Genomic DNA, 23,062 nt, shown 5'->3' with positions numbered 1-23,062 from the left:
TCGGGGTCGTATCATCAACGAGTTGCATCGCGCCCGCGTCGCGCATAGCTGGCTGTTATGGAACTCTCGCCTATTGTACTGGTGCTGATCGGCCTGTTGCTGGCCGCGTGGACCGCGGCGGCTGCATGGTTGATGCTTGCCGCCAGCGCCCGTGCCCGCGGGGCAGAGACAGCGCGCAAGGCATCGCGCCGAATGGCGCGCATGATCGACGAAGCACCGGCGATCCCGCTGGTGGTGCGTACCGATGGCCGGATCGAAGGCAGCGAAAGGCTCGCAGGCTGGTTTGGCCTCGATAAATTGCCGCAATTCCTCAGTGAACTGGTTGGCGGGCAGGGCAAGGGCCTGTCACAGGATCAGGTCATCACGCTGACCGAGCATGTGCGCCGCGCTCAGAAAACCGCTGCGCCGTTCCGCATGGCGTTGACTGTGCCGGGATCGCAGCGCAGTCTGGCGGTGCGCGGGGCGCTGGCCGATCCGCAAGTGTTCCCCGGCGGCGCCGCACTGCTGTGGATTTTCGACTTTTCCGAAAGCGAAAACGAACTGGCCCGGTTGCGCGCCGATGCGGCCCGCGCGCGGGGAGATTTTGCTGCGCTGGTCGGCCTGATCGAAGCAGCCCCGCTGCCGATGTGGTTCCGTGGGCCCGACGCCCGTCTCAAGCTGGTCAATGGCGCCTATGTACGCGCGGTTGGCGGCGAAAGCGCGGAAGCGGTTGTGGCAGGTCAGGTCGAACTGATCGAAGCGGTCGAAGGGCTGACTGCGGCGCAGGTCGCGGCTCAGGCGGCGGAGCAACGCCAGCCGGTCGAGCGCGTGGTGGCGACGACGATCGACGGGCAACGCCGGTCGATGCGAGTAAGCGATTTGCCGCTGGGCGACGAAGGCGTTGCCGGTTACGCAGTCGATATCGAAGAGACAGAGGAACAGGCCCGCGCCCTGCGGGCATTCCGCGATGCACAGCGTCAGATGCTCGATCAACTCGGGGTCGGCGTGGCGCAGTTCGACGCGGATCATCGCCTCGGCTTTGCCAATCAGCCGTTCCGCCGCACATTCTCGATGCGCCCGGGGGTGGGCGAGGGGCTGGAATTCGAACGCTTCATGCGCGAATCCCGCGAAGCAGGGCGCACCCCCGAAGTGCGCGATTTCCCGGCGTGGCGGAAAGAACGCATCGAATGGTTCTCGGCCGACGACGCGATAGAGGAAAACTGGCCGCTGGGCGACGGCACACATTTGCGGATTGTGGCGCAGCCCATGCCCGACGGATCGCTGGTGCTGATCGCGGAAGATCGCACTGAGCAACTCGCTCTGGCCGCCACCCGCGATACGCTACTACGGACGCGGACCGCGACGTTCGACAGTCTGTTCGAAGCGCTCGCCGTGTTCGCGCCCGATGGGCATATGCAGTTGTGGAACCGCCGTTTCCCGTCGGTGTGGGGCATCGATCCCGATGAAATGGACGGGCATCCGACAGCAGAGCAACTCGTCGCCCTGATTGCGCCGAACCTCGATAACCCAAAGCAGGCGCAGGGTATTGGCGAGGTTGTGCGCGGCGCGACGCTCGATCGCAAGCAGACCGGTGGCCGTGTCGCACTGGCCGATGGGCGCACTCTGGAAGTGGCCGGTGTGCCGTTGCCTGATGGCAATGGCTTGCTGACAGTGCTCGACATCACGGATTCGCAGATGGCCGAAGATGCCTTGCGCCAACGCAACAAGGCGCTGGAGGCGGCGGACGAAGTGAAAACCCGCTTCCTCGCGAATATGAGCTACGAATTCCGCACGCCGTTGACCTCTATCGGCGGGTTTGCCGAACTTCTCGAATCCGGTGCGGCAGGTGAACTGACGGACCAAGGACGCGAATATGTCGCGGCGATTATCGAGTCGGTCCAGCGGCTGACCGCACAAGTCGAAAACGTGCTCGACCTGTCGCAGAGCGAGGCGGGGCTGCTCCCGATCAGCAAGCAGCGCATCGACCTGCTGCCGTTCGTCACCAAAGTGGTGCGCGATCGGGAGGCGGCGATTGTCGATGGTGGATTGAGCCTTGATTTACGCGGCGGTGCCAGCGCGAAGATTTCTGCGGACGAGCGGCAGCTCGGCCGTGCCATCGGCCAGTTGCTCGACAATGCCATTTCCGCGACGCCCAAGGGCGGGAAGATTCTGGTGGATCTTTCGCGGCGTAAGGATGGGGTGCGGATCGTAGTGTCGGACAACGGCAGCGGGATGACTCGCGCAGAGCTTTCGCGCGCGCTCGACGGATTGCAATCGGATGTCGATGGCAATCTTGAGCGGCGTCAGGGGCTTGGCATTCCGCTGACTCGTCAGCTGGTGGAGGCGCACGGGGGCACATTGGATATCGTATCGCGCAAGGGCGAGGGGACAACCGCCTCGATCTTCATTCCGTGATCGTCGATCTGCCCGATCTCGCGGCGATGGATGCATTCGGGACGCGGATTGCCGCTGCGCTTCGCCCCGGCGATGTCGTTGCGCTGTCAGGTGGGCTGGGTGCGGGGAAGACCACTCTGTCGCGCAGCGTGATCGCGGCGCTAGGCCATCCGGGTGAGGTGCCGTCACCGACGTTCACGATCATCGAAACCTATGATTCGCTCTCGCCGCCGCTGGTACATGCCGATTTTTACCGCCTCGAACATCCTTCGGAAATCGATGAGATCGGGCTGGACGATTATCGGGAAGGGGCTGCACTGCTGGCTGAATGGCCCGAAAACGCCGGCGGATTTGGTCACGAAGCCGCTTGCCTGTCGATAACCCTTGAAATTGCGGGTGAAGGGCGAAGGGCGATTGTCTTGCCCGGCGAGTCTTGGCTAGGGCGGGAACCATGAGCGGACTGCCCGATGGGATTCACACCTTTCTGAAACAGGCGGGATGGGGCGATGCCGCCATCGCGCCAATCCCGGGCGATGCGTCGTTCCGGCGATACTTTCGCATTCGCGATGGCGCGCGACACGCGATGCTGATGCATGCGCCGCCCCCGCACGAGGATCCGCAGCCGTTTCTGGACGTGGCCGAATGGCTTACTGCCAATTCGATGCGCGCGCCGGGGATCATCGCTGCCGATGCGCCTGCAGGCTGGGTCTTGCTCGAAGATTTCGGGGACGACCGGATGCGCGACTGGCTTGACGTTCATCCCGATGGCGAACAACGCGCCTATGCGATCGCGGTTGACGCGCTGACCCGGCTTCACGCTCTTCCGCCGGGTCCGTTCTCGCCGTACGATATGGATGCATACCTGACGGAAACCGCGCTGTTCACCGAATGGTATTGTCCGGCCATGGGGCTCGATGTCGATCGGGATGGCTATCTCGCCGCCTGGCGTGAAGTGCTGGCCCCGATGCTCGAGCGTCAGACTCCTGGTGTGACTGTGCTGCGCGATTATCACGCGGAAAACATCATGTTGCTCGACCCGGAAGGATCGGGGGAGCAGGGCCTGATCGATTTTCAGGATGCACTTGTCGGGCACCCGGCATACGATCTCGTCTCGCTGCTGCAGGATGCGCGCCGCAATGTCAGTCGCGAGCTTGAGGCTGCGATGCTGGATCACTATCGCCAGATGGTGTCGGCGGGCGCGCATTTCGATGCCGACTATGCGCGGCTCGGCGCACAGCGGAATGCCAAGATCGTGGGCATTTTCGCCCGCCTGTGGAAACGCGACGGCAAGCCGCGCTATCTCGCCTATGTCCCGCGTGTCTGGGAAGCGATGGAGCGTGATCTCGAACATCCCGCGCTGGCCCCGGTCGCCGCATGGTTCGACAGCAATATTCCGCGCAATATCCGCGACGATTTCGGTGGGGAACTGATGTGAACGTGCTCGCCTCCGATACGGCGATGGTCATGGCGGCGGGGCTGGGTAAACGGATGCGTCCCCTCACCGCCACTCAGCCCAAGCCGATGGTGCGTGTCGCTGGCAAGGCGCTGATCGACCATACGCTGGATCGACTGGCGGAGGCGGGTGTGGCCAGGGCGGTGGTCAACGTCCATTATCTGGCCGATCCGCTAGAGGCCCATATCAAAGATCGCGCAACACCCAGTGTGACGATTTCCGACGAGCGCGACTTGCTGCTCGAAACCGGCGGCGGAATGCTGAAGGCGTACAGGGCCGGGCTGCTGCCCGATCCGTTTTTCTGTCTCAACGCCGACAACATCTGGCTCGACGGGCCGCGCAACGCGTTCGTCGAAATGACCGAACTGTGGAAGCCGGAAGAAATGGATGCCCTGCTGCTGGTGGTGCCCCATGCGCGGGCTGCCAATTTCAGCGGACTGGGTGATTTTCATATGGACCCGTGTGGTCGCCTCACCCGCAGGCGGCCGGGGCGGATTGCGCCGTTTATTTACACCGGCATCCAGATCGTGAGCCACCGCCTGCTGCGCGAAGCGCCCGAGGGACGATTTGGCACGATGGTTCTGTGGGAACGGGCGATAGCGGAAGGTCGCCTGTTCGGTGCGACATTTACGGGGCAATGGTTCGAAGTGGGTACGCCGCAAGCCATCCGACCGACTGAGGCGGTGCTGACGGGTGCCTGAGCGCATCCACCCGCAGGTATATTCGATCGCCGCCCATCGCGGTTTTGCCGATGCTCTCGTGGCTGGGCTGATCCCGCGTTATGGCGATGCCGAGCTGGGGCTTGCCCGGCTGACTCTGTTGCTCCCGTCCACCCGCGCGATTCGCACTGTGCTTGAAGCGTTCGTGCGGGCATCGGGTGGCGGGATGCTGATGCCGCGCATGGCGGTGGTGGGCGATCTCGACCTGGACGAGACGCTGGGCGTTTTGCTCGACCCGCTGGGCACTGCCGATATTCCGCCGGCGGTCGATCCCACGCGGCGATGGCTGCGGCTGGCGGAAATACTCCGCGCCGAAATGGGTGACGATGCCCCGCGCGGTTCGGCCCTGTTGCGACTGGCCAGCGAATTCGCCGCGACGATGGACCGTTTGCTGGTGGAGGACATCGGCCCCCAGGAACTGCTGGAAGAGCGGGTGATGGGCGTGGTCGGCGATTTGGCCGAGCATTGGCAACGGGCGATTCATCGCTTTGCGCGGGTGCAGGCGATCTGGCTGGCGGAACTGGCCGCCTCAGGCACGATCGACGCTGCTGCGCGGCGCAATCGTCTGTTCGATCACGCAGCGACCCAATGGCGGAACAACCCGCCCGCTACACCGATTGTTGCCGCTGGCGTGACCAGCGCCGCGCCAGCGCTGGCGCGATTGCTGCGGGTGGTATCCGAATTGCCGCTGGGGGCGGTGATCCTGCCGGACCTCGACCTGTCGATGCCGCAAGATGTGTGGGGCGAACTGGGCACGGCAGGCGCCAGCGCCAATCCCGGCGATCCGCCGTTCAGCGAAGGCGACGCGGTGACCCACCCGCAATATCATCTCAAGCTGTTGCTCAACCGGATGGGCATAAACCGGGCGGAAGTGCAGCAGTGGCATCGCAAGGGCGTCGCCCCGGCCCCGCCAGAGCGCACCCATGCGATATCCAGCCTGTTCCTGCCGCCGCAGGCCAGCAAGATCTGGGTGGACCTGCCAGCGGAGAAACGCCGCCTTTCGGGTGTGCGGGTAATGGAAACGGCGAACCCTGAGGAAGAGGCGCAGGCTATCGCCTTGCTGATCCGCGAAGCGGTTTCGGTGCCCGAACGGCGGGTGGCGCTGGTCACACCGGACAGACCGCTGGCACGGCGCGTTGTCCAGCATCTCAGGCGCTGGAACCTTGAAGCGGACGATACCGCAGGGCGGCCGCTGACGTTGACCGCATCGGGCAGAGTGCTCCTTCAACTGGCCGATATCGCAGCTCAGCGCGCCGCTCCAGTTTCGCTGATTGCGGCTCTGGCCAACCCGCTGGTCCGATATGGCGAAGGGCGTGGCGAGTGGCTCCGCCATCTGCGCGCTCTGGAGGAAGAGTTGCGGGGCCCGCGCCCGGCACCCGGTCTGACACCCGTTGCCGATATTGCCGATGAAGCGAACGTTGCCGAGTGGTGGGCAGAAGTCTCCCCAATCCTCGCGCCGCTATGCGAGGATGACAGCCTGCCGCTTGCCGAATGGCTGAACCGTCTGGCCGCTGCAGGGGAGGCGCTGTGCGCGGATGCATTGTGGAGCCGCGAGGATGGGCGCGCGCTGGCGCAGTTTGTGGAAGATCTGCGACTCCACGCGCGCGATGTCGGCACTGTGCTGGAAGCGGACGAGCTTCATGTCGCGCTTAGCGATGCGATGGAAGGCAACTCGGTCCGCCCCCCTTATGGCGGGCATCCGCGCGTGGCGATTTACGGTCTGATCGAATCCCGCATGGCGCGCGCCGATCTGGTTATCTGTGCCGGGTTGAACGAAGGCACCTGGCCTGCACGGCCTGCCACCGATCCCTTGCTGGCCCCGGCGGTGCTGCGGGCGCTTGGCGTGCCGGGGGCGGATTTTCGCATTGGGCTGGCGGCGCACGATCTCGCTGCGGCGCTGGGTGCCCCCGATGTCGTGCTTAGCCGCGCCCGGCGTGACGAAGGCGGTCCGGCGATTGCCTCGCGCTTCCTTTTGCGGGTGCAGGCCTTGCTGGGCGATTTGCTTGACCGCCATATCGAAACGGGCGCGGTCGAACTAGCACGCGCTCTGGACGATGCGCCCCCGGCACCGCCATATCCACAGCCGGAGCCAAGGCCCGATACAGAGCAGCGCAAGGTCGCGCTTAGTGTCACCGGGCTCGATCGTCTGCGCGCCGATCCCTACCAATTCTATGCGGGTTCGATCCTTCGGTTGAGCGAGATGGATGCGCTTGATGCCGATCCCGGCCCGGCGTGGCAGGGGGAACTCGCGCACAAGATATTGGAAGTGTGGCACAAGACCCACCGCCCAATTGCCGACATAGCAGAAGAGCAGCTGGCGCAAATGCATGCTCACCCGCTGACCCGTGCGCTGTGGCGACCCCGCTTGCTGAAGGCTCTGGAATGGGTCGAAGGGCAAATCGCCGCGGATCCGGCGCGGATACCCACTCTGTTCGAAGAGTGGGGCAGCATGGAATGGAACGGAGTGACCATTCGTGGCCGGATCGACCGGCTCGATCGTCTGGAAGATGGCAGCTACGCAGTCGTCGATTACAAGACCGGTCGCCCGCCCAGCCGTGCGCAGGTGGAGGCAGGCTATGCTCTTCAGCTTGGCACACTGGGGCTGATGGTGGAAAATGGCGGCTTCGCGAAGGCCATCGGCAAGGCCACCCGGTTCGAATACTGGTCGCTGGGGCGCAGCGACAAGAGCGAAACCGGGTTCGGATATGTGACCACGCCGATCCGGGAAGGGGCCAAGCGCAGCGGAATCGCCACAGACGCGTTTCTGCCCAAGGCGCGCGAATATCTCGACGACGCGTTGAACCGCTGGATATTGGGGGACGAGCCATTCACCGCGCGGCTCAATCCCGATGCCCCCGGATATGCGACGTATGACCAGCTTATGCGGCTCGATGAATGGATGGGGCGCGAACAATGAGCGGGAAAGTCTTTCCGTTACAAGACAATCAGGCGCTGGCGGTGGAGCCGGAGGACAGCGTTTGGCTGTCTGCCTCGGCAGGCACCGGCAAGACACAGGTCCTTTCCGCCCGTGTGCTGCGGTTGCTGCTGCGCGAAGGGGTAAAGCCTTCGGAAATTCTGTGCCTTACTTTTACCAAGGCAGGCGCCGCCGAAATGGCAGAGCGGGTCAACGCCGTGCTGGCGCAATGGGTGCGGATGAGGCCCGAAGCGCTGGCAAAAGACCTGCGGGCAATCGGCGCACCGTTCGATCCCGATACGCAGGCGCGCGCCCGCACGCTGTTTGCCAGCGTGCTCGATTGCCCAGGCGGCGGCTTGCGGATCGATACGATCCATGCGTTTTCGCAATGGTTGCTGGCCGCCTTTCCCGAAGAGGCGGGGCTGATTCCGGGCACCAGACCGATGGAAGATCGCGACCGCGATGTTCTGGCGCACGAAGTGCTGGCCGAAATGGTTGCCGATGCCGAAGCGAGCGGAGACGATGCCGTGATCGCGCCGCTCGCGATGCTATCGTTGCGGATGGGGGCAGACGGGGTTCGGGAATGGCTGATGCGCTGCGCCGCAGCGCGCGAGGTGTGGTTTGGGCCGGGTGGCTGGCAACCGCCGATGCGCGGGCGCGTGGCCCGCTTGCTCGGCCTCGATAGCGATGCGGATGAAAGCAGCGTTGCGGAACTGTGCGCCGACGATGCGTTCGACGTGGCGGCGCTACGCCAGATGCTGTCCGCCAATCAGGCATGGGGCACCGCGACTGCGGAAAAATCGATCGCGGCGATTGCCGATTTTCTCGCTTCGCACGGGGTGCGGCGGCTTGCCGCGCTGGAGCCGATGCAAGCCGCACTGTTCACACAGAAAGGCGATCCGCGCTCGCTCAAAAGCCTGGAGAAGCAGGATGCCGGCTATGCCGATGCGGCCAGCGCGGTTGCCGCATCGATTCAGCGGGTGGTGGATCTGCGGACATTGCTCGCTCTGGCAGAATGGCTGACTCCGGCGCTGGAAATCGGCCGTCGGTTCGCACTGGCATGGGAAGATGCTAAGTCGCGCGAAGGGCTGATCGATTTCGACGATCAAATTCGCCGTGCCGCCGCACTGTTGCGCGATGCGGAAATGGCGGACTGGATTCGCTATAAGCTCGACCGCCGTTTCGATCACATCCTTGTCGATGAAGCGCAGGATACCAACGAAGCGCAATGGTCGATCATCCGCGCACTGACCGGCGATTTTTTCGCAGGCGATGGGCAGCACGGCGGCGTGTTGCGAACGATATTCGTCGTTGGTGACTATAAGCAGGCCATTTTCCGCTTTCAGGGCACCAGCCCGGAAAACTTCGCCATCGCCCGCGATCACTACGCGCAACTGATGGACGATCTGGCCGGGGCGTCTTCCACCGCCCGGCGACTGCGCGATCTCGATCTGGGGCGCAGCTATCGCACGGCGCAGCCTGTGCTGGACGTGGTCGATGCCGCGATTGCAGCCATTGGCGCGGATAAATTCGGCCTCAAATCCCCGCCTGCGCCGCATAAGGGAGACGATCTGCCGGGTCAGGTGACCTTATGGCATCCGATCAGCGCGCATGAATCGGATGACGAGGAAGATGACGGGCCGGAAGAATGGCTGTCCGAACCCGAACGGGCGATGGCCAATAGCATTGCCGATCAGGTGAAGGAGTGGCTCGATACCGGCTATCCTCTGGCCAAACACCGACGCAACGCCGGGCCGGGCGACATCATGATATTGGTACGGCGGCGGCGGGAACTGGCCGGTTTGATCGTCGCACGCCTTCATGCTGCGGGCGTTCCGGTCGCCGGGGTCGATCGGTTGCGCCTGGGTGCGCCGCTGGCGGTGAAGGACTTGCTCGCCGCATTACGCTTCGCCGCGCAGCCGCGCGACGATTTGAGCCTTGCGAACCTGCTGGTTTCTCCGCTGATCGGGTGGAGCCAGCAGGACTTGCTCGATTATGGGTGGCGCGAAAAAAACGTGCGGCTGTGGGATCATATCCGCAAAGGTGAAGATCCTCGTCAGCAGGAAACGGCTGAACGCCTGCGCGATTTGTTGAGAAGGGCGGATTTCGAACCGCCGCAGGCCCTGTTGCACTGGATGTTGGTGGGCCCCTGGCAGGGGCGGCGGGCGCTGGTTGCGCGACTGGGACGCGAGGCGAACGATCCCATTGACGAATTGCTCAATGCGGCGAATGCCTACGCCTCGGCTCACACCCCAAGTATAACCGGGTTCATCGACTGGTTCGATGCAGGCGAGGGCGAGTTGAAGCGAGAGGCCGATGGCGGCGGCGGGCTGGTGCGGGTGATGACCGTGCATGGCAGCAAGGGCTTGCAGGCTCCCATCGTCATCCTTGCCGATGCGACCGGTAACCCCGACAGCTCGCGCGTGCGGGGGCTGGAACTGGCGGAAGACCTGCCCGGCGAAGATGGACCAAGCGTGCCTTTGCCGAACTTGCGGAAAGAAGAGAAGGCGGGCCGCATCGCCGCGGCAGAGGCCGAAGTTGCCGATGCCGAGCGCGAGGAACACTGGCGATTGCTCTATGTCGCGATGACCCGCGCCGAAGAGGCGTTGTTTATCGGCGGCGCGCTTGGCAAGCGCGAACGCGAAGCGGCGGCGGATTCGTGGTATGCCCGGCTTGCGCCGTTGTTCGATGGCGATGATCTGGCCGATCCGATCTGGGGCGCGCGCAGAGAGCTTGGGCACCGTGCGGAGCCGATTGCCGAAGTGGCGAAGCCGGATCGGGTCGCGCCGATCGCTTTGCCAGGCTGGGCAACTACAGCGATCGGTCCCGAACCACGCCCGCCGCGCCCGCTGGCACCGTCCTCCGCAGGTGGAGAACTGGGAGCCGATCCGCCGCTGCCGGCCGAAGTGGCCCAAGTGGCCGCGCGGCGCGGGGTGTTGATCCATCGCTTGCTCGAACGCTTGCCCGATATTGCAGTCGATGATCGCAAGGCGGCGGCGTATAGCTGGCTCGAAAGGCAAGCGCGTGATTTGATCGATGGCGAGCGGGCAGAAATTGCTGACGCCTCTCTGGCGGTACTCGGTACGCCTGAATTCGCGGCGATTTTCGGGCCGGATGCGCTGGCGGAAGTACCCTTGGCGGCGACGGTCGATGGGCAGGTGATCGCCGGTACGGCCGACAGGCTGTTGGTGGAGCCGGACCGTATCACCGTCGTCGATTTCAAAACCGCTCGCCGCCCTCCTGCAATGCTGGGCCAGGTGCCGGAAGCCACACTGCGCCAGATGGCCGCCTATGCCGCCGCGCTGGAGGCCATCTATCCCCGCCGCGAGATCGTATGCGCGGTGCTCTATACCCAGACCCCGCAACTGATCGCTATTCCCGGTGAAATGCTTGCTTCCCGCAAGAGCGCCTTGTCCGCCAAGTCGGAAAGCTTTGCCTCCGCGGGCATTGAGTAAACCGTTATCGCGCCTAAATTGGCGCTGACCGATTATTTCAGGAGACTTCTCATGGCCACCATCGCCGTTACCGACGCGAGCTTTCAGTCCGACGTTCTCGAATCCGACAAGCCCGTGCTGGTCGATTTCTGGGCAGACTGGTGCGGCCCCTGCAAAATGATCGCCCCGGCTCTGGAAGAAATTTCCGAAGAACTGGCCGACAAAGTGACCATCGCCAAGATGGATATCATGGAAAACACCGGCATTCCCGGTCAGATTGGCGTCCAGTCGATTCCGCTAATGGTGCTTTTCAAGAACGGCAAGCCAGTGGCTCAGAAGCTTGGCGCGGCTCCCAAGGGGCAGCTCAAGGGCTGGCTTGAAGGCGAACTCTAACTGTCGCTGCCGGGTACATAGCCCGATTGATCGAGTCGCTCCACGAACGCATCCCATAGTGCGGGCGTGGCGGCTCCGATCATTCCCTTGCGCTGAGTATCGACGCGGTAGGGCGAACCATCCTGCCGGGCGCAGCGCCCGCCCGCTTCGTTGAGAAACAGGCATCCCGCTGCGTGATCCCAGGGAAGGGTGCGTTCGTAGATCGCGATATCGTGTGTGCCGAGGGTGGTGAGCGGGTACTGCTCCGCCGCGCAGCCCGGGGCGGCAACCAGCGCATAATGCGGCGCGATCTCGCGTTCGAACAAAGCACGTTGCCCGGCGGCCATGAATCCAGTCATGGCCGCAAGTGTCGGCGGGGTCTGGTCGCTCGCACGAGCGGTAATACGTTCACTATTTATGTAGGCCCCTTCGCCCCTACGTGCGCGGCAAAGCCGGTCGCGCTGCGGGTCGTAGATCCATCCGGCGATGGCTTCACCGCCATCGGCCAGTGCGATCATAATGCCGAAACGGCCATCTCCGCGTGCGAAATTGCCTGTGCCGTCGATCGGGTCGATAATCCAGCACGCGCCGGAGAGGCGGTCAGCAATGGTCGGGTCTGCGTGCACCGCTTCTTCCCCGACTACTTCGACACCCGGAGCAAGGCGCGTGAGCGCCTCGGCCAGAAATTGCTCCACCTCCTTGTCGACGACGGTGACGAAATCTCCTTTCGCCTTCTCCTCAATTTCGCCTTCAGCGAGATTGCGCCAGCGTGGCATGACTGCGTTCTCTGCGGCAAAGCGCAGGAGCGATAGGATTTCGTCGTCGAGTGCGCTCATTGGAAACGAACCTTACGACCGATAGTCGGCGTTGATCGAGATGTATCCGTGGGTGAGGTCGCAGGTCCACACGGTTGCCCGTCCATCGCCAAGTCCCAGGTCGACCTCGATGGAAATATCCTTTCCTCTCAGATGTTCGGTGACAGGCGTTTCGTCGTAGTCTGCCAGTGGCAACCCTTGCCGTGCTGCCCATACCCCGCCAAATCCGATGGAGAGCTTGTCCCGGTCAGCCGGTTCGCCCGCTTTGCCGACGGCCATAACAACGCGGCCCCAGTTGGCATCTTCACCGGCGATAGCTGTCTTAACCAAGGGCGAGTTAGCGATAGCGAGGCCCACCCGGCGCGCACTCTCGTCCGAGACGGCGCCGCTTACCGATACAGCGATGAATTTCTGCGCGCCTTCCCCATCGCGCACAACCAGATGCGATAGCTGGCGGCAGATATCGTTCAGCGCCGCAGCGAACGCATCCGCGCCTGCATCGTCGAACGAACATAGCGGTGCGTTGCCCGCCTTGCCGGTGGCGAACGCGAGCACGGTATCGCTGGTTGACGTATCGGAATCGACAGTGATGCAATTAAAGCTCGTATCGCTAGAAGCGGTCAGCAAGTCTTGCAGGAAAGCGGAATCGACAGCAGCATCGGTGAAAATATAGCCGAGCATCGTGGCCATATCGGGTGCGATCATCCCGCTGCCTTTGATAATGCCGACGAGATTGATCTTCGTCTCACCGATCATTGCACTGGCGACTGCACCTTTGGTGAAGGTGTCGGTCGTGCCAATCGCATTGGCAGCATCTTCCCATGAACATTCGGCAGCGGCGAAGGCGTTGGCCACTCCTTCGCGGGCCTTGTCTTTCGGCAATGGCACACCGATGACTCCGGTGGAAGAGACAAACACGTCTTCCGGCGCACAGCCGAGGTGTTCGGCAACTTGCGCCATAATCTGCTCCACCGCCTCGCGTCCCCGATATCCGGTAAAGGCATTGGAATTGCCCGCGTTGACTACCAATGCCCGTGCGTGCCCAGCTTTCACGTTCTGCCGTCCAAGCTCGACTTCGCTTGAACAGCACACGTTGCGGGTAAACACGCCGGCCACAGATGTGCCTTCACTCAACTCGATATAAGTCAGGTCGCAGCGGCCCCAGTCCTTGTACCCGGCACGGGTCACGCGCGGGGTGACACCTGCTATTTGTGGTGCATTGGGAAAGGGCCGGGCGAGAGGGGAGCGTTCGATATCCATACGCGGGCGCTTAGGCTGCGATAGCGTGTGGGTAAATCCGCTTTTCAGACTAGATGCCGTCTGCGCGAGGTGGACTAATTAACTCCGTAGCCCTATTTAGCGCGTCGCAATGTTGAGCCGTCTTATTGCTGCCCTCGCGCTGGTTACCGGGCTCGCCTCTTTTGGCGCGCCTGTGGAAGCGCGCGCTCTGGCCGCTGCGAGCCAACAGATCGAAGCGAGTGCCAGCGAGGTGCAAGTGGCGCAAGCGGCCGTTTGTGCCGACTATGCGCCGCGCAGCGTCAGCGCCGGTTGTGCAGCGAGCGCGCCAACACCTATTGCTGACGCGGCACTGCGTCCGATGGCGCCGGCCGTGCGGATCCGCATCGACCGCGCGCACGAATAGCACCCGGCTTTCAGTCAATTTCTCGTTTTCTTCCGCCAGTCAGTGTGTCTGGGCGGAATTGCCCGTTTCAGGCCCGCGTATGGGCCAACCAGATTTCAGGATTCAACGCACATGTTTCAGTCAATCGCCAAGGCCGTCTTTGGCTCTGCCAACGACCGTTACGTCAAATCGCTCGATAAGATTGTAGCCAAGATCAACGCTCTTGAAGAGCAGATCAAGGCGCTATCCGATGATGAGCTGAAAGCGCAGACGCAGAAGTTTCGCGATCAGCTGGCAGCCGGATCGACACTCGACGATATTCTGCCCGAAGCATTTGCCACGGTGCGTGAGGCATCGGTGCGCGTTCTGGGAATGCGCCACTTCGATGTGCAGATGATCGGCGGTATCGTGCTGCATCGCGGTGAAATCGCGGAAATGCGTACCGGCGAAGGTAAGACGCTGGTCGCGACGCTGGCCACCTACCTCAATGCGATTGAGGGCAAGGGTGTCCATGTCGTCACCGTCAACGATTACCTCGCTTCACGTGACGCGGAATGGATGGGGCGGCTGCATCAGTGGCTGGGCCTGACAATCGGCGTGATCGTTCCGAACCTCAGCGAGCATGAACGGCGCGATGCCTATGCGGCGGATATCACTTACGGCACGAACAACGAATTCGGTTTCGATTACCTGCGAGACAATATGAAACACGAGCGCGGCCAGATGGTGCAACGCCCGTTCAACTTTGCAATTGTCGACGAAGTGGACTCGATCCTGATCGACGAGGCGCGGACCCCGCTGATTATCTCCGGCCCGACCGAGGACAAGACCGACCTGTACATTACGATCGACGGGATCGTGAAGCAGATCGACGAAAGCTTCTATGACGCGGACGAGAAAACGAAGGGCATCACCTGGACCGAAGAGGGCATCGATAAAATCGAACAACTGCTCTCTGATGCAGAGTTGCTGGAAACGCCCAATCTTTACGATGTCGAAAATACGCAGGTGGTCCACCACCTCGATCAGGCTCTGCGCGCCAATATCATGTACAAGCGCGATATCGATTACATCGTGAAGGACGACAAAGTCGTCATTATCGATGAATTCACCGGACGTATGATGGATGGCCGCCGCTGGTCGAACGGGCTGCATCAGGCCGTGGAAGCCAAGGAAGGCGTCAAGATCGAGCCGGAAAACCAGACAATGGCCTCGATCACGTTCCAGAACTATTTCCGTATGTATCCCAAGCTTTCCGGCATGACCGGGACTGCTGCAACCGAAGCGGCGGAATTCTGGGACATCTACAAGATGAACGTGGTGGAGATCCCGACCAACCTCCCGGTCCAGCGGATCGACGAGGAAGACGAGTTCTACAAGAACACGCAAGACAAGTTCAAAGCGATCGCCAAGGCGATCCGTGAAAAGCACGAGATCGGTCAGCCGGTTCTGGTCGGCACAGTCTCCATCGAAAAGAGTGAGCTGCTCAGCGACTTCCTCGACAAAGAAGGAGTGAAGCACTCGATCCTCAATGCGCGTTTCCACGAACGGGAAGCGCATATCGTGGCACAGGCGGGCCGATTGGGTGCAGTGACTATCGCCACCAACATGGCAGGGCGCGGCACCGATATTCAGCTGGGCGGCAACGTCGATTTCCGCATCGAAGACGAACTGTCCGACATGCCCGAGGGGCCTGAACGCGATGCAGCGATCAGGCGGATCGAAGAAGAAGTCGCGGCGGAAAAGGCCAAAGTGAAGGAAGCGGGTGGCCTGTTCGTGCTCGCTACCGAACGCCATGAAAGCCGCCGCATCGATAACCAGTTGCGCGGTCGTTCCGGCCGTCAGGGCGACCCCGGTCTGTCACGGTTCTACCTCTGTCTGGAAGACGACCTTCTTCGTATCTTCGGGCCTGATACCCTGTTTGCCCGGATGATGAATTCGAACCTCGAAGATGGTGAAGCCATCGGCTCCAAGTGGCTCTCCAAGGCAATCGAGACCGCGCAGAAGAAGGTTGAGGCGCGCAACTACGACATCCGCAAGCAGGTCGTCGAATACGATGACGTGATGAACGATCAGCGCAAAGTGATCTACGAACAGCGCGCTGAAATCATGGATAGCGAGGCGGTGAGCGATGTAGTCGTCGACATGCGGCACGACACCGTGAACACGATTGTCGGGGAAGCTTGTCCTCCCGGATCTTATCCTGAACAATGGAATGTTGCCGGGCTGAAGGAACGGGTCGAAGAAGTGCTCGGCCTGACCCCGCCGATCGACGATTGGTTGCAGGAAGATCATGTCGAGCCCGAAATGCTCGAAGAGCGCCTTGTGCAGATGTCCGATGAAGTGATGAACGGCAAGATTGCCGAAATCGAACCGGACGTCTGGCAGCGACTTGAAAAACAAATCCTGCTCGAGCGGCTCGACCACCACTGGAAAGAACACCTCGCGACACTCGACGCATTGCGCCAGGTGATCTTCCTTCGCGCCTATGCACAGAAGCAACCGATCAACGAATACAAACAGGAGGCATTCGCGCTGTTCGAGCGCCTGCTGGATACCCTGCGCGAAGATGTCACTTCGATCCTTATGCGGAGCGAATTCCGCTTCACTCCGCCGCCGATGGACACACTGCCCGATCTTCCCGATTTCCTAACCGGCCATATCGAGCCGCTGCTGGGAACGGACAATTCGAACGATGGCGACGGTTCGGCGTCGCGCGCGGCATTGTTCGGCTCGCTCGCCGGGTCGCCAATGGCAGAGGTCAGCCCCGGCGCACCGGGTGAAAACCCCTGGGCCGGGCAGGACATCAGCCGTAATGCGCCATGCCCCTGTGGTTCAGGCAACAAATACAAGCACTGCCATGGAGCAGTGGGCGGGCGTCCGACTGCCGACGCATAAGATAGCGCCGCAACTGCTGGTTGTGGCTGGCATCGGATGTAAGTGAACGATAGGGCGGGGCCATGACCGGCCTCGCCATCGCTTTTTTTGTCACCGCGCTGCTCTACGCGGCGGTCGGCTTTGGTGGTGGATCGACCTACAGCGCTCTGCTGGCGATTGCCGGATTCGACTATCGATTGCTGCCGGTGCTATCGCTTGCATGCAATATAGTGGTGGTAAGCGGCAGTTCGATCCGCTTCGCCCGTGCTGGTTTGACGCCGTGGCGCGGCGCGATTGCGATAACCGCGATGGCGGCCCCGGCGGCTCTGCTCGGTGGGATGACTCCGGTTGGCAAAGGGGCATTTTTGGCGATTTTGGGGGGCAGTCTGCTGCTCACTGGACTGACTCTCCTGCTCCCTCGGCCTGCGACGGCAGAGGGCGTGCCAATGCGTGGCGCCCGCTACATGCCGTTAGTAGCGGCTCCGATCGGTTATCTGGCGGGACTGGTCGGTATCGGTGGTGGGATATTCCTGGCGCCCCTGTTACATCTGGTACGCTGGAACGGCGCACGGGAAGTGGCTGCTACTGCAGCTTTCTTTATCCTCGTCAATTCGCTGTTCGGGCTTGGCGGGCAACTGGCAAAGAATGGCCTGGACAGTATTGGAGAAGCGACAACGGTCGGCCTGCCGCTGCTGATTGCGGTTGTGCTCGGGGGGCAGATAGGGAGTTTTCTCGCTGTCCGATTTCTGCCGCAAATGGCGATTCGCTGGATGACGGCAGCGTTGACCATTTGGGTAGGTGGGCGCCTGTTGACCGGATGGTAGCAGGCAGGCAGCCACCCGATGCTGTATTATCGAGCGACTACCTTCTGATTACGATTTATGCACACCTGAGGTGCTGCACGAAGCGAAGTGCCCTTTCGCATCGCGGCAATGTGTGCTGGCCGTTTTGGTTACCTTCTTAGTAGTGGACTTGGCAGCTTTGCCCTTCTTCGTCACCGCCTTGGTGGCGAGCTTTGCTTTGGTCTGGCCGGATGATTCGAAGGATGGTTTGGCTGCACTTGCTGACGCTTTGGTGAGTTTGGCAACGGTCCTGCCCTTTTCCTTGGCTGTCAGCGCAACCGCCACAGGCTTGGCTATACCGGTAGTGCTGGCGAAAGCGGGCGCGCCGATGACGAGGGCGAGAGAGGCAAGCGAACCGAAAATCATCGAATGAATTGGACGCATTGTTTATGCTCCTGAGATGCATGGCATAATCGCCGTGCACGCCAGCATCTGCTCCCTCTCGCATCGCTGAAATGTGAACGAATTTTCAGCTTGCGCTACAATGCACGAATTGCGCGACGATAACCAAACGCGACAGATCGTTACGTAATACGACAATCGAGATTTAGTTCGTAATTGACTGAAAAATAAAACCTCCCTGTCACGAGGACGGGAGGCGATGCAGCGGCTGCGATGTTAGAAAGTGGCTCCCCGAGTTGGATTCGAACCAACGACCAAGTGATTAACAGTCACCTACTCTACCGCTGAGCTATCGGGGAGCAGCCGCGTGGGCAGGGGCGAGCCTATATGGGTGCCGTTCGACTTTGGCAACCCGTGTTTTGGGGTAATTTTACACGACGAACTGTTCGGCCACGATCCGTTCGTCCAGAGCGTGCCCCGGATCGAACAGCAAAGAGAGCTGGTGTTCGCGGTCGATCTCCAGCCTTACCTCGGCTATGTCCCGGAATTCATGCTGGTCTGCCACTGCGGACACAGGCCGTTTATCCGGTTCTTTGATGCGGAAAGTCACGGTGCTGCGTTCTGGCAAAATGGCTCCGCTCCAGCGGCGCGGTCGGAACGCGCTGATCGGAGTTAGTGCTAATAGTTGCGAATCGAGTGGTAGAATTGGACCGTTGGCCGAAAGGTTGTAGGCCGTCGATCCGGCGGGTGTGGCGAGCAGTACGCCGTCGCATACGACTTCGGACAGGCGCACTTTGCCATCGACCGAAATTTCGATCTTTGCCGTCTGGCGCGTTTCGCGCAGCAGGGACACTTCGTTGATCGCGCGCGCCTGAACTGTGGAACCGTCCTGCAAGACCGCCTCCATTCTCAAAGGCGCGATGCCGAACGCCTTGGCCTTGGCGATACGGTCGAGCAGCTTTGCCGGGCTGCGATAGCGGTTCATCAGAAAGCCGACTGTGCCACAGTTCATTCCGTAAGCCGGGACGATCCGTCCGCTGTCGAGCATCCGATGCAGAATTTGCAGCATGAACCCATCGCCGCCGAGAACCACCACCGCATCTGCGCGGTGAAGGGGAACCCAATCGTAAGCATCGCGAAGAACGACTGCGGCCTCTTGTGCCCGCGGTGTATCGGACGCAAGCAACGCCAGACGTGAAAACTCTTGCTGGCTGGCCACTCTTGCCCCTCTTGCTTTCGAATAAAAAGCACACGCTACAACCTGAAAATTAGGATGCGTTGTCCCATTTGGCAACGCACAGCGAAAGCGCACGCGCCAGATCCACCAAATCACGTTATTGCCGGGCCATGGTCGCAAGACTCACAACAAACGCCAGTTATTCGTTCGACCGGCTCACCGGTCTGGGTAATGCAGCATTTGCCATCGATGTTCTGGAGCGGTGGCGTGACGAAGCTGCCCAAAACGACCAGTCGGCTCCTATTCATGCAACCCTTATTGGTCTGGGCCGCTTCGATACAGTCAACCTCGCGTATGGGGAAGCGGCTGGCGACGGGGCGCTTGCCGAAGTTGCACGGCGGATTCGTCTGCTGGCACAGGATGAGCTGAAACAGGGAGAGTGGATCGCAGCGCGAATTGGTGGCGGGCAATTCCTGCTTGCAGCAAGAGAGGCATGCAGTCGGGAGCGCTGGCAATGGTTATCCGAAGCGCTGACTGATGTGTTGTCGGCCCCGATTGCCCCCATTGGCGGCGTGGGTACGGTCCGGCTGTGGCCCCGCTCGGCAATGGTTCGGATGCTGTCGGGTGAACGAACAGAACACCTGCTTGATCGGCTTGCAGCAACTTTGGGCAAGGCTAACGACAAAACCGGGGCTCGGGTCACATGGGCGAACGATGTGTATGCGCTGCCCGGATATCGCAGTGCTCAACTGGAAGCGGATTTGATCGCAGCGCTTGACCGTGACGAAATCGAGGTCGTGATTCAGCCACAGTACGACCTTGCCGATTGTTTGCTCGTTGGCGGAGAAGCGCTGGCACGGTGGCAACATCCAACGCTTGGGTTGATCGGTGCGACGGCGATGTTTGCTATTGCCGAGCGTGCAGAGCACGTGGCGCATCTGTCTCGCCATATCGCGCAGCGCGCCCTCGCATTGGCCGCGCAATGGGGAAGCGACCTTCGCCTGTCTCTGAACATAACGCCCGATGATCTTTCCAACAGCGGCTTCGTTCGTGAATTCCTCGCGATGGTGGCGAATAGCGGGTTTCCGGCGGAGCGTCTCACGCTGGAAATTACTGAGCATGTCCTGCTGAACGATCTCGAAGAGGCGGCGGGAAAACTCAGCCAGTTGAGAGGCACAGGAATGCGAATCGCGCTGGACGATTTCGGCAGCGGTTTCTGCAACTTCGGATATCTTAAGCTGTTGCCGCTCGATTACCTGAAGCTCGACAAGTCGATGATCGAAGGGGTGACAGATAATCCCCGAGATCTGGCAGTGTTGCGCGCTATCGTTGCTCTGGCGGATGCACTCGGCCTGAAAGTAGTTGCGGAGGGGGTTGAAACCGAGGAGCAGCGTGCACTGGCCCTGGCAGAAGGGTGTCTGTTGTTTCAGGGCTTCCTCTGTTCGCCTGCGCTCAGTGCCACAGAATTTCTCAGGCTTGTTGGCAAGCACGCCGCAAACCGGTGACGCGAGCCATTGGTTGGGCTAGGGAATCGTCCAGCTATGCTGACCCGGCTCTCCATTCGCAATGTCGTGCTGATCGATGCGCTCGACCTCGATTTTCGGGGCGGCCTCGGTGTGCTGACTGGCGAGACGGGGGCTGGTAAGTCGATTTTGCTCGACGCATTGGGGCTAGTGCTGGGCAATCGGGCGGAAACGGCGCTCGTGCGGGCAGGGGAAGAGCGCGCAAGCGTAACCGCGACATTCGAGTTTTCGCAGACCCCAGCACCCGTGGCGACGATCCTGCAAGATGCGGAGATTGAGCGCGAGGCTGGTGAACCGCTTATTATCCGGCGCACTGTGCGGGCCGATGGGGGCAGCAAGGCATTCGTCAACGATCAGCCCGTGAGCGTGGCGCTGTTGCGCGAACTGTCCGCCTCGCTGGTTGAACTCCATGGGCAGCATGATGATCGTGGACTGGTCAATCCGAAAGGGCACCGTGCGCTGCTCGACCGGTTTGCCGGGGCAGATTCTGCGGGGCTGGCCAAAGCATGGGCTGCATGGCGCGCCGCGGAAGACCAACTGGCAGATGCGCGCGAAGGCGTAGAGAACGCCAGAGCGGATCAGGATCTCCTTCTCGCGCATCTTGCGGAACTGACCGAGATTGCCCCTCAAGCTGGGGAAGAGGCGCGTCTGGCCGAAGCACGCGCTGCGATGCAGAAGGGCGAGCGTCTTTCCGGCGATCTGGAAGAATTGCGGCACCTGTGGGAAGGATCGGACTCTCCACTGGCGTCATTGCGGGTGGCGGCACGGCGGCTTGACCGGATCGCGCCAGAACATCCCTTGCTGGCGGATGCACTGGCTGCGCTGGACCGGGCGGTAATCGAAGCGGGAGAAGCCGAGGAACGGCTCGCCGCTGCGGCGGAAGCGCTGGTTCACGATCCCGCGGAACTGGAGCGGGCGGAAACGCGGCTGTTCGAACTGCGCGCTATTGCCCGCAAGCATCGCTGCGAGGTGGACGAACTACCCGAAAAAATGCGTGAGTTTCGTGCGGCGCTCGATTCGATTGAAGGCGGCGAAGCGGAGCTCGACGCATTGATCGCGGCAGCGAAGCAGGCAGGCGACCTTTATCGCGAACGAGCGATGACACTTCACCACTTGCGGGCGGAGGCGTCCGAGCGTCTGGATGCGGCAGTGGCCAGTGAACTTCCTCCGCTAAAACTGGATGCGGCACGGTTTCGTACAGCGGTCGTCGAACTGCCCGAAGAACGCTGGAGCGCATCCGGCATGGATGCCGTCGAATTCCTTATCGCCACCAATCCCGGCGCGGACTTCGCGCCGCTCAATAAGATTGCCAGTGGCGGGGAATTGTCACGGTTCATTCTCGCGTTGAAGGTCGCGCTGGCAGAGAAAGGCGGCGCGGCAACGATGATATTCGACGAGATTGATCGTGGAGTGGGTGGGGCGGTCGCCAGTGCCATAGGTGATCGTCTGGCGCGTTTGGCGGAAGGTGGGCAGGTGTTGGTTGTCACACACAGCCCGCAAGTCGCCGCGCGTGGGCAAACCCACTACGCAATCCACAAATCGAGCGAGGGTACTGTTACCCGCACGTCGGTTTCGCTGCTGGACGCGGACCAGCGGCAAGAGGAAATCGCCCGTATGTTGTCCGGCGCCGAAATCACCGCCGAGGCGCGCGCGCAGGCAGATCGTTTGCTGGAAGGAATGTGAACGATGTACGGCGAGGGGGCGCGGCAGGGTTTGCGTTTCTCCTGCTTGCAGGGTGCGAGATGACAGAGCCGGATAGCGCGGGGTCGGCGGGGACTCTTTCAACTTACGGGGCTGACGCTCGTGTCAGTGCCAGTGTGCCCGACGCGATCCTGCGGTATAGCGCCCACGCGCGCGGCTTTGCCGAGCTACGCTTGCCGCAAGGGCGGGGCGATTTTCCGCTGGCGGTCATCTTTCATGGTGGATGCTGGAAAGCCGGCATCGCCGACACAGCCTATATGGCTCCGCTTGCAACGCGGTGGCAGGCACAGGGAATTGCTACGCTGAATGTCGATTATCGCGAAGTTGGTGACGGCGGGGGCTGGCCCGGCAGTTTTGAGGATTGGGACAGCGCTGCTCATCTGATCGACCGAGTTGCCAGCGAATACGCTGTCGATCGGGGGCGCGTGACACTGGTCGGTCATTCGGCAGGTGCTTTGCCAGCGCTGTGGCTGGCGACATCGCAGGATTCAGGCGGGCCTGTGAGTGCGCGCACAGCGACAAAGGTGCGTGCGGGCATCGTACTGGACGGTCCGGGTGATATTGGCAGGGAGGCCCGCGATTTCGATGCGCTGTGCGAATTCTCGTCTGTCAGCCCATTTGTGGGGGCGGATGGACAAGAGATCGATAATCGCCTCGCAGTCATTTCGCCGTTCCGGAAGGCACCGCAACTGGAGCAGGTGCTGTTTGTGCAGGCCAAACTCCCATCGCCATCGGCGGATGTCATCGCGGCCATTGCCGCCGATGGCGCGCAAGTCGATGTGCTGAGCAATCCCGGCGCGAGCCATTTCGCTATCGTCACGCCCGGCGCCCCCGTTTACGAACGCCTCGAACCGGCCATGCTGGCGGTTTTGCGCGGAACCGAATGACAGACTGATACT

The 23,062-nt window shown here is 61.7% G+C and carries 17 protein-coding genes and 1 tRNA gene; 13 read left to right on the top strand and 5 right to left on the bottom strand.

What is annotated here, in order from left to right:
* The first annotated feature begins 57 nt into the window (after positions 1-57).
* Genes D6858_RS12515 through trxA form a run of 7 tightly spaced genes read left to right on the top strand, consistent with a single transcriptional unit; the run spans position 58 to position 11,286 of the window.
* On the top strand, positions 58-2,394 hold the full coding sequence (locus tag D6858_RS12515; RefSeq protein ID WP_120111041.1) for a sensor histidine kinase: 2,337 nt from the start codon (positions 58-60) through the stop codon (positions 2,392-2,394).
* Positions 2,391-2,828: a tRNA (adenosine(37)-N6)-threonylcarbamoyltransferase complex ATPase subunit type 1 TsaE gene (tsaE, locus tag D6858_RS12510; protein ID WP_120111039.1), complete on the top strand. Its 438-nt coding sequence runs from the start codon at positions 2,391-2,393 to the stop codon at positions 2,826-2,828. Before D6858_RS12515 ends, tsaE begins: the two co-directional genes overlap by 4 nt.
* On the top strand, positions 2,825-3,808 hold the full coding sequence (locus D6858_RS12505) for an aminoglycoside phosphotransferase family protein (protein WP_120111036.1): 984 nt from the start codon (positions 2,825-2,827) through the stop codon (positions 3,806-3,808). The genes tsaE and D6858_RS12505 overlap by 4 nt, the downstream gene beginning before the upstream one ends.
* Positions 3,805-4,527, top strand: coding sequence for a nucleotidyltransferase family protein (locus tag D6858_RS12500; RefSeq protein WP_225081357.1), 723 nt, complete (start codon positions 3,805-3,807; stop codon positions 4,525-4,527). Before D6858_RS12505 ends, D6858_RS12500 begins: the two co-directional genes overlap by 4 nt.
* The gene (addB, locus tag D6858_RS12495) at positions 4,520-7,462 is read left to right on the top strand and encodes a double-strand break repair protein AddB (protein ID WP_120111031.1); all 2,943 of its coding nucleotides are present in this window, start codon (positions 4,520-4,522) and stop codon (positions 7,460-7,462) included. Before D6858_RS12500 ends, addB begins: the two co-directional genes overlap by 8 nt.
* Positions 7,459-10,914 (top strand): double-strand break repair helicase AddA, encoded by a 3,456-nt coding sequence (gene addA, locus D6858_RS12490; protein ID WP_120111028.1) that lies wholly within the window; start codon positions 7,459-7,461, stop codon positions 10,912-10,914. The genes addB and addA overlap by 4 nt, the downstream gene beginning before the upstream one ends.
* A gap of 51 nt (positions 10,915-10,965) precedes the next feature.
* Positions 10,966-11,286 (top strand): thioredoxin, encoded by a 321-nt coding sequence (gene trxA, locus D6858_RS12485; RefSeq protein ID WP_102156149.1) that lies wholly within the window; start codon positions 10,966-10,968, stop codon positions 11,284-11,286.
* Here the strand turns inward: trxA and D6858_RS12480 are convergent.
* Together D6858_RS12480 and argJ are read right to left on the bottom strand one after the other, a co-directional pair.
* Positions 11,283-12,101: an inositol monophosphatase family protein gene (locus D6858_RS12480; RefSeq protein ID WP_120111025.1), complete on the bottom strand. Its 819-nt coding sequence runs from the start codon at positions 12,099-12,101 to the stop codon at positions 11,283-11,285. The genes trxA and D6858_RS12480 overlap by 4 nt on opposite strands.
* 12 nt (positions 12,102-12,113) lie before the next feature.
* Entirely contained in the window at positions 12,114-13,340 is a 1,227-nt protein-coding gene (gene argJ, locus D6858_RS12475; RefSeq protein WP_120111022.1) for a bifunctional glutamate N-acetyltransferase/amino-acid acetyltransferase ArgJ, read from the bottom strand.
* Positions 13,341-13,449: 109 nt separating this feature from the next.
* Between argJ and D6858_RS12470 the strand changes: the two genes are divergently transcribed.
* The 3 genes from D6858_RS12470 (at position 13,450) to D6858_RS12460 (ending at position 17,402) form a co-directional block, all read left to right on the top strand.
* Complete coding sequence (locus D6858_RS12470; protein ID WP_120111019.1) at positions 13,450-13,722, top strand: hypothetical protein; 273 nt, start codon at positions 13,450-13,452, stop codon at positions 13,720-13,722.
* A gap of 111 nt (positions 13,723-13,833) precedes the next feature.
* Positions 13,834-16,599 carry a preprotein translocase subunit SecA gene (gene secA, locus D6858_RS12465; protein WP_120111017.1) on the top strand — a complete coding sequence of 922 codons (2,766 nt, stop codon included), beginning with the start codon at positions 13,834-13,836 and terminating at the stop codon, positions 16,597-16,599.
* Between the two features lie 62 nt (positions 16,600-16,661).
* On the top strand, positions 16,662-17,402 hold the full coding sequence (locus D6858_RS12460) for a sulfite exporter TauE/SafE family protein (protein WP_120111014.1): 741 nt from the start codon (positions 16,662-16,664) through the stop codon (positions 17,400-17,402).
* A gap of 48 nt (positions 17,403-17,450) precedes the next feature.
* On the opposite strand, the gene D6858_RS12455 is transcribed toward D6858_RS12460, so the two are convergent.
* The 3 genes from D6858_RS12455 to D6858_RS12445 all read right to left on the bottom strand — a co-directional run bounded on the left by D6858_RS12455 (position 17,451) and on the right by D6858_RS12445 (position 18,981).
* Positions 17,451-17,786 carry a phosphoheptose isomerase family protein gene (locus tag D6858_RS12455; RefSeq protein ID WP_120111011.1) on the bottom strand — a complete coding sequence of 112 codons (336 nt, stop codon included), beginning with the start codon at positions 17,784-17,786 and terminating at the stop codon, positions 17,451-17,453.
* Between the two features lie 260 nt (positions 17,787-18,046).
* Positions 18,047-18,121: transfer RNA gene (locus tag D6858_RS12450), tRNA-Asn, on the bottom strand.
* Between the two features lie 71 nt (positions 18,122-18,192).
* Complete coding sequence (locus tag D6858_RS12445) at positions 18,193-18,981, bottom strand: NAD kinase (protein ID WP_120111008.1); 789 nt, start codon at positions 18,979-18,981, stop codon at positions 18,193-18,195.
* Positions 18,982-19,109: 128 nt separating this feature from the next.
* Here D6858_RS12445 and D6858_RS12440 point away from each other — a divergent pair, with 128 nt between their 5' ends.
* The 3 genes from D6858_RS12440 to D6858_RS12430 are packed head-to-tail and all read left to right on the top strand — an operon-like array spanning position 19,110 to position 23,050.
* Complete coding sequence (locus D6858_RS12440) at positions 19,110-20,444, top strand: GGDEF domain-containing phosphodiesterase (RefSeq protein WP_120111005.1); 1,335 nt, start codon at positions 19,110-19,112, stop codon at positions 20,442-20,444.
* Positions 20,445-20,480: 36 nt separating this feature from the next.
* Positions 20,481-22,145, top strand: a complete 1,665-nt coding sequence (recN, locus tag D6858_RS12435) for a DNA repair protein RecN (protein ID WP_120111002.1) — start codon at positions 20,481-20,483, stop codon at positions 22,143-22,145.
* Positions 22,146-22,204: 59 nt separating this feature from the next.
* Positions 22,205-23,050 carry an alpha/beta hydrolase family protein gene (locus D6858_RS12430; RefSeq protein WP_120111000.1) on the top strand — a complete coding sequence of 282 codons (846 nt, stop codon included), beginning with the start codon at positions 22,205-22,207 and terminating at the stop codon, positions 23,048-23,050.
* The last annotated feature ends 12 nt before the right edge of the window (positions 23,051-23,062 follow it).

It is taken from the genome of Tsuneonella suprasediminis, assembly GCF_003605755.1.
GTDB classification, from domain to species: Bacteria; Pseudomonadota; Alphaproteobacteria; order Sphingomonadales; family Sphingomonadaceae; genus Tsuneonella; species Tsuneonella suprasediminis.
Note: the sequence above shows the minus strand (reverse complement) of the source record. Positions and strands in the feature narration are given on the sequence as shown.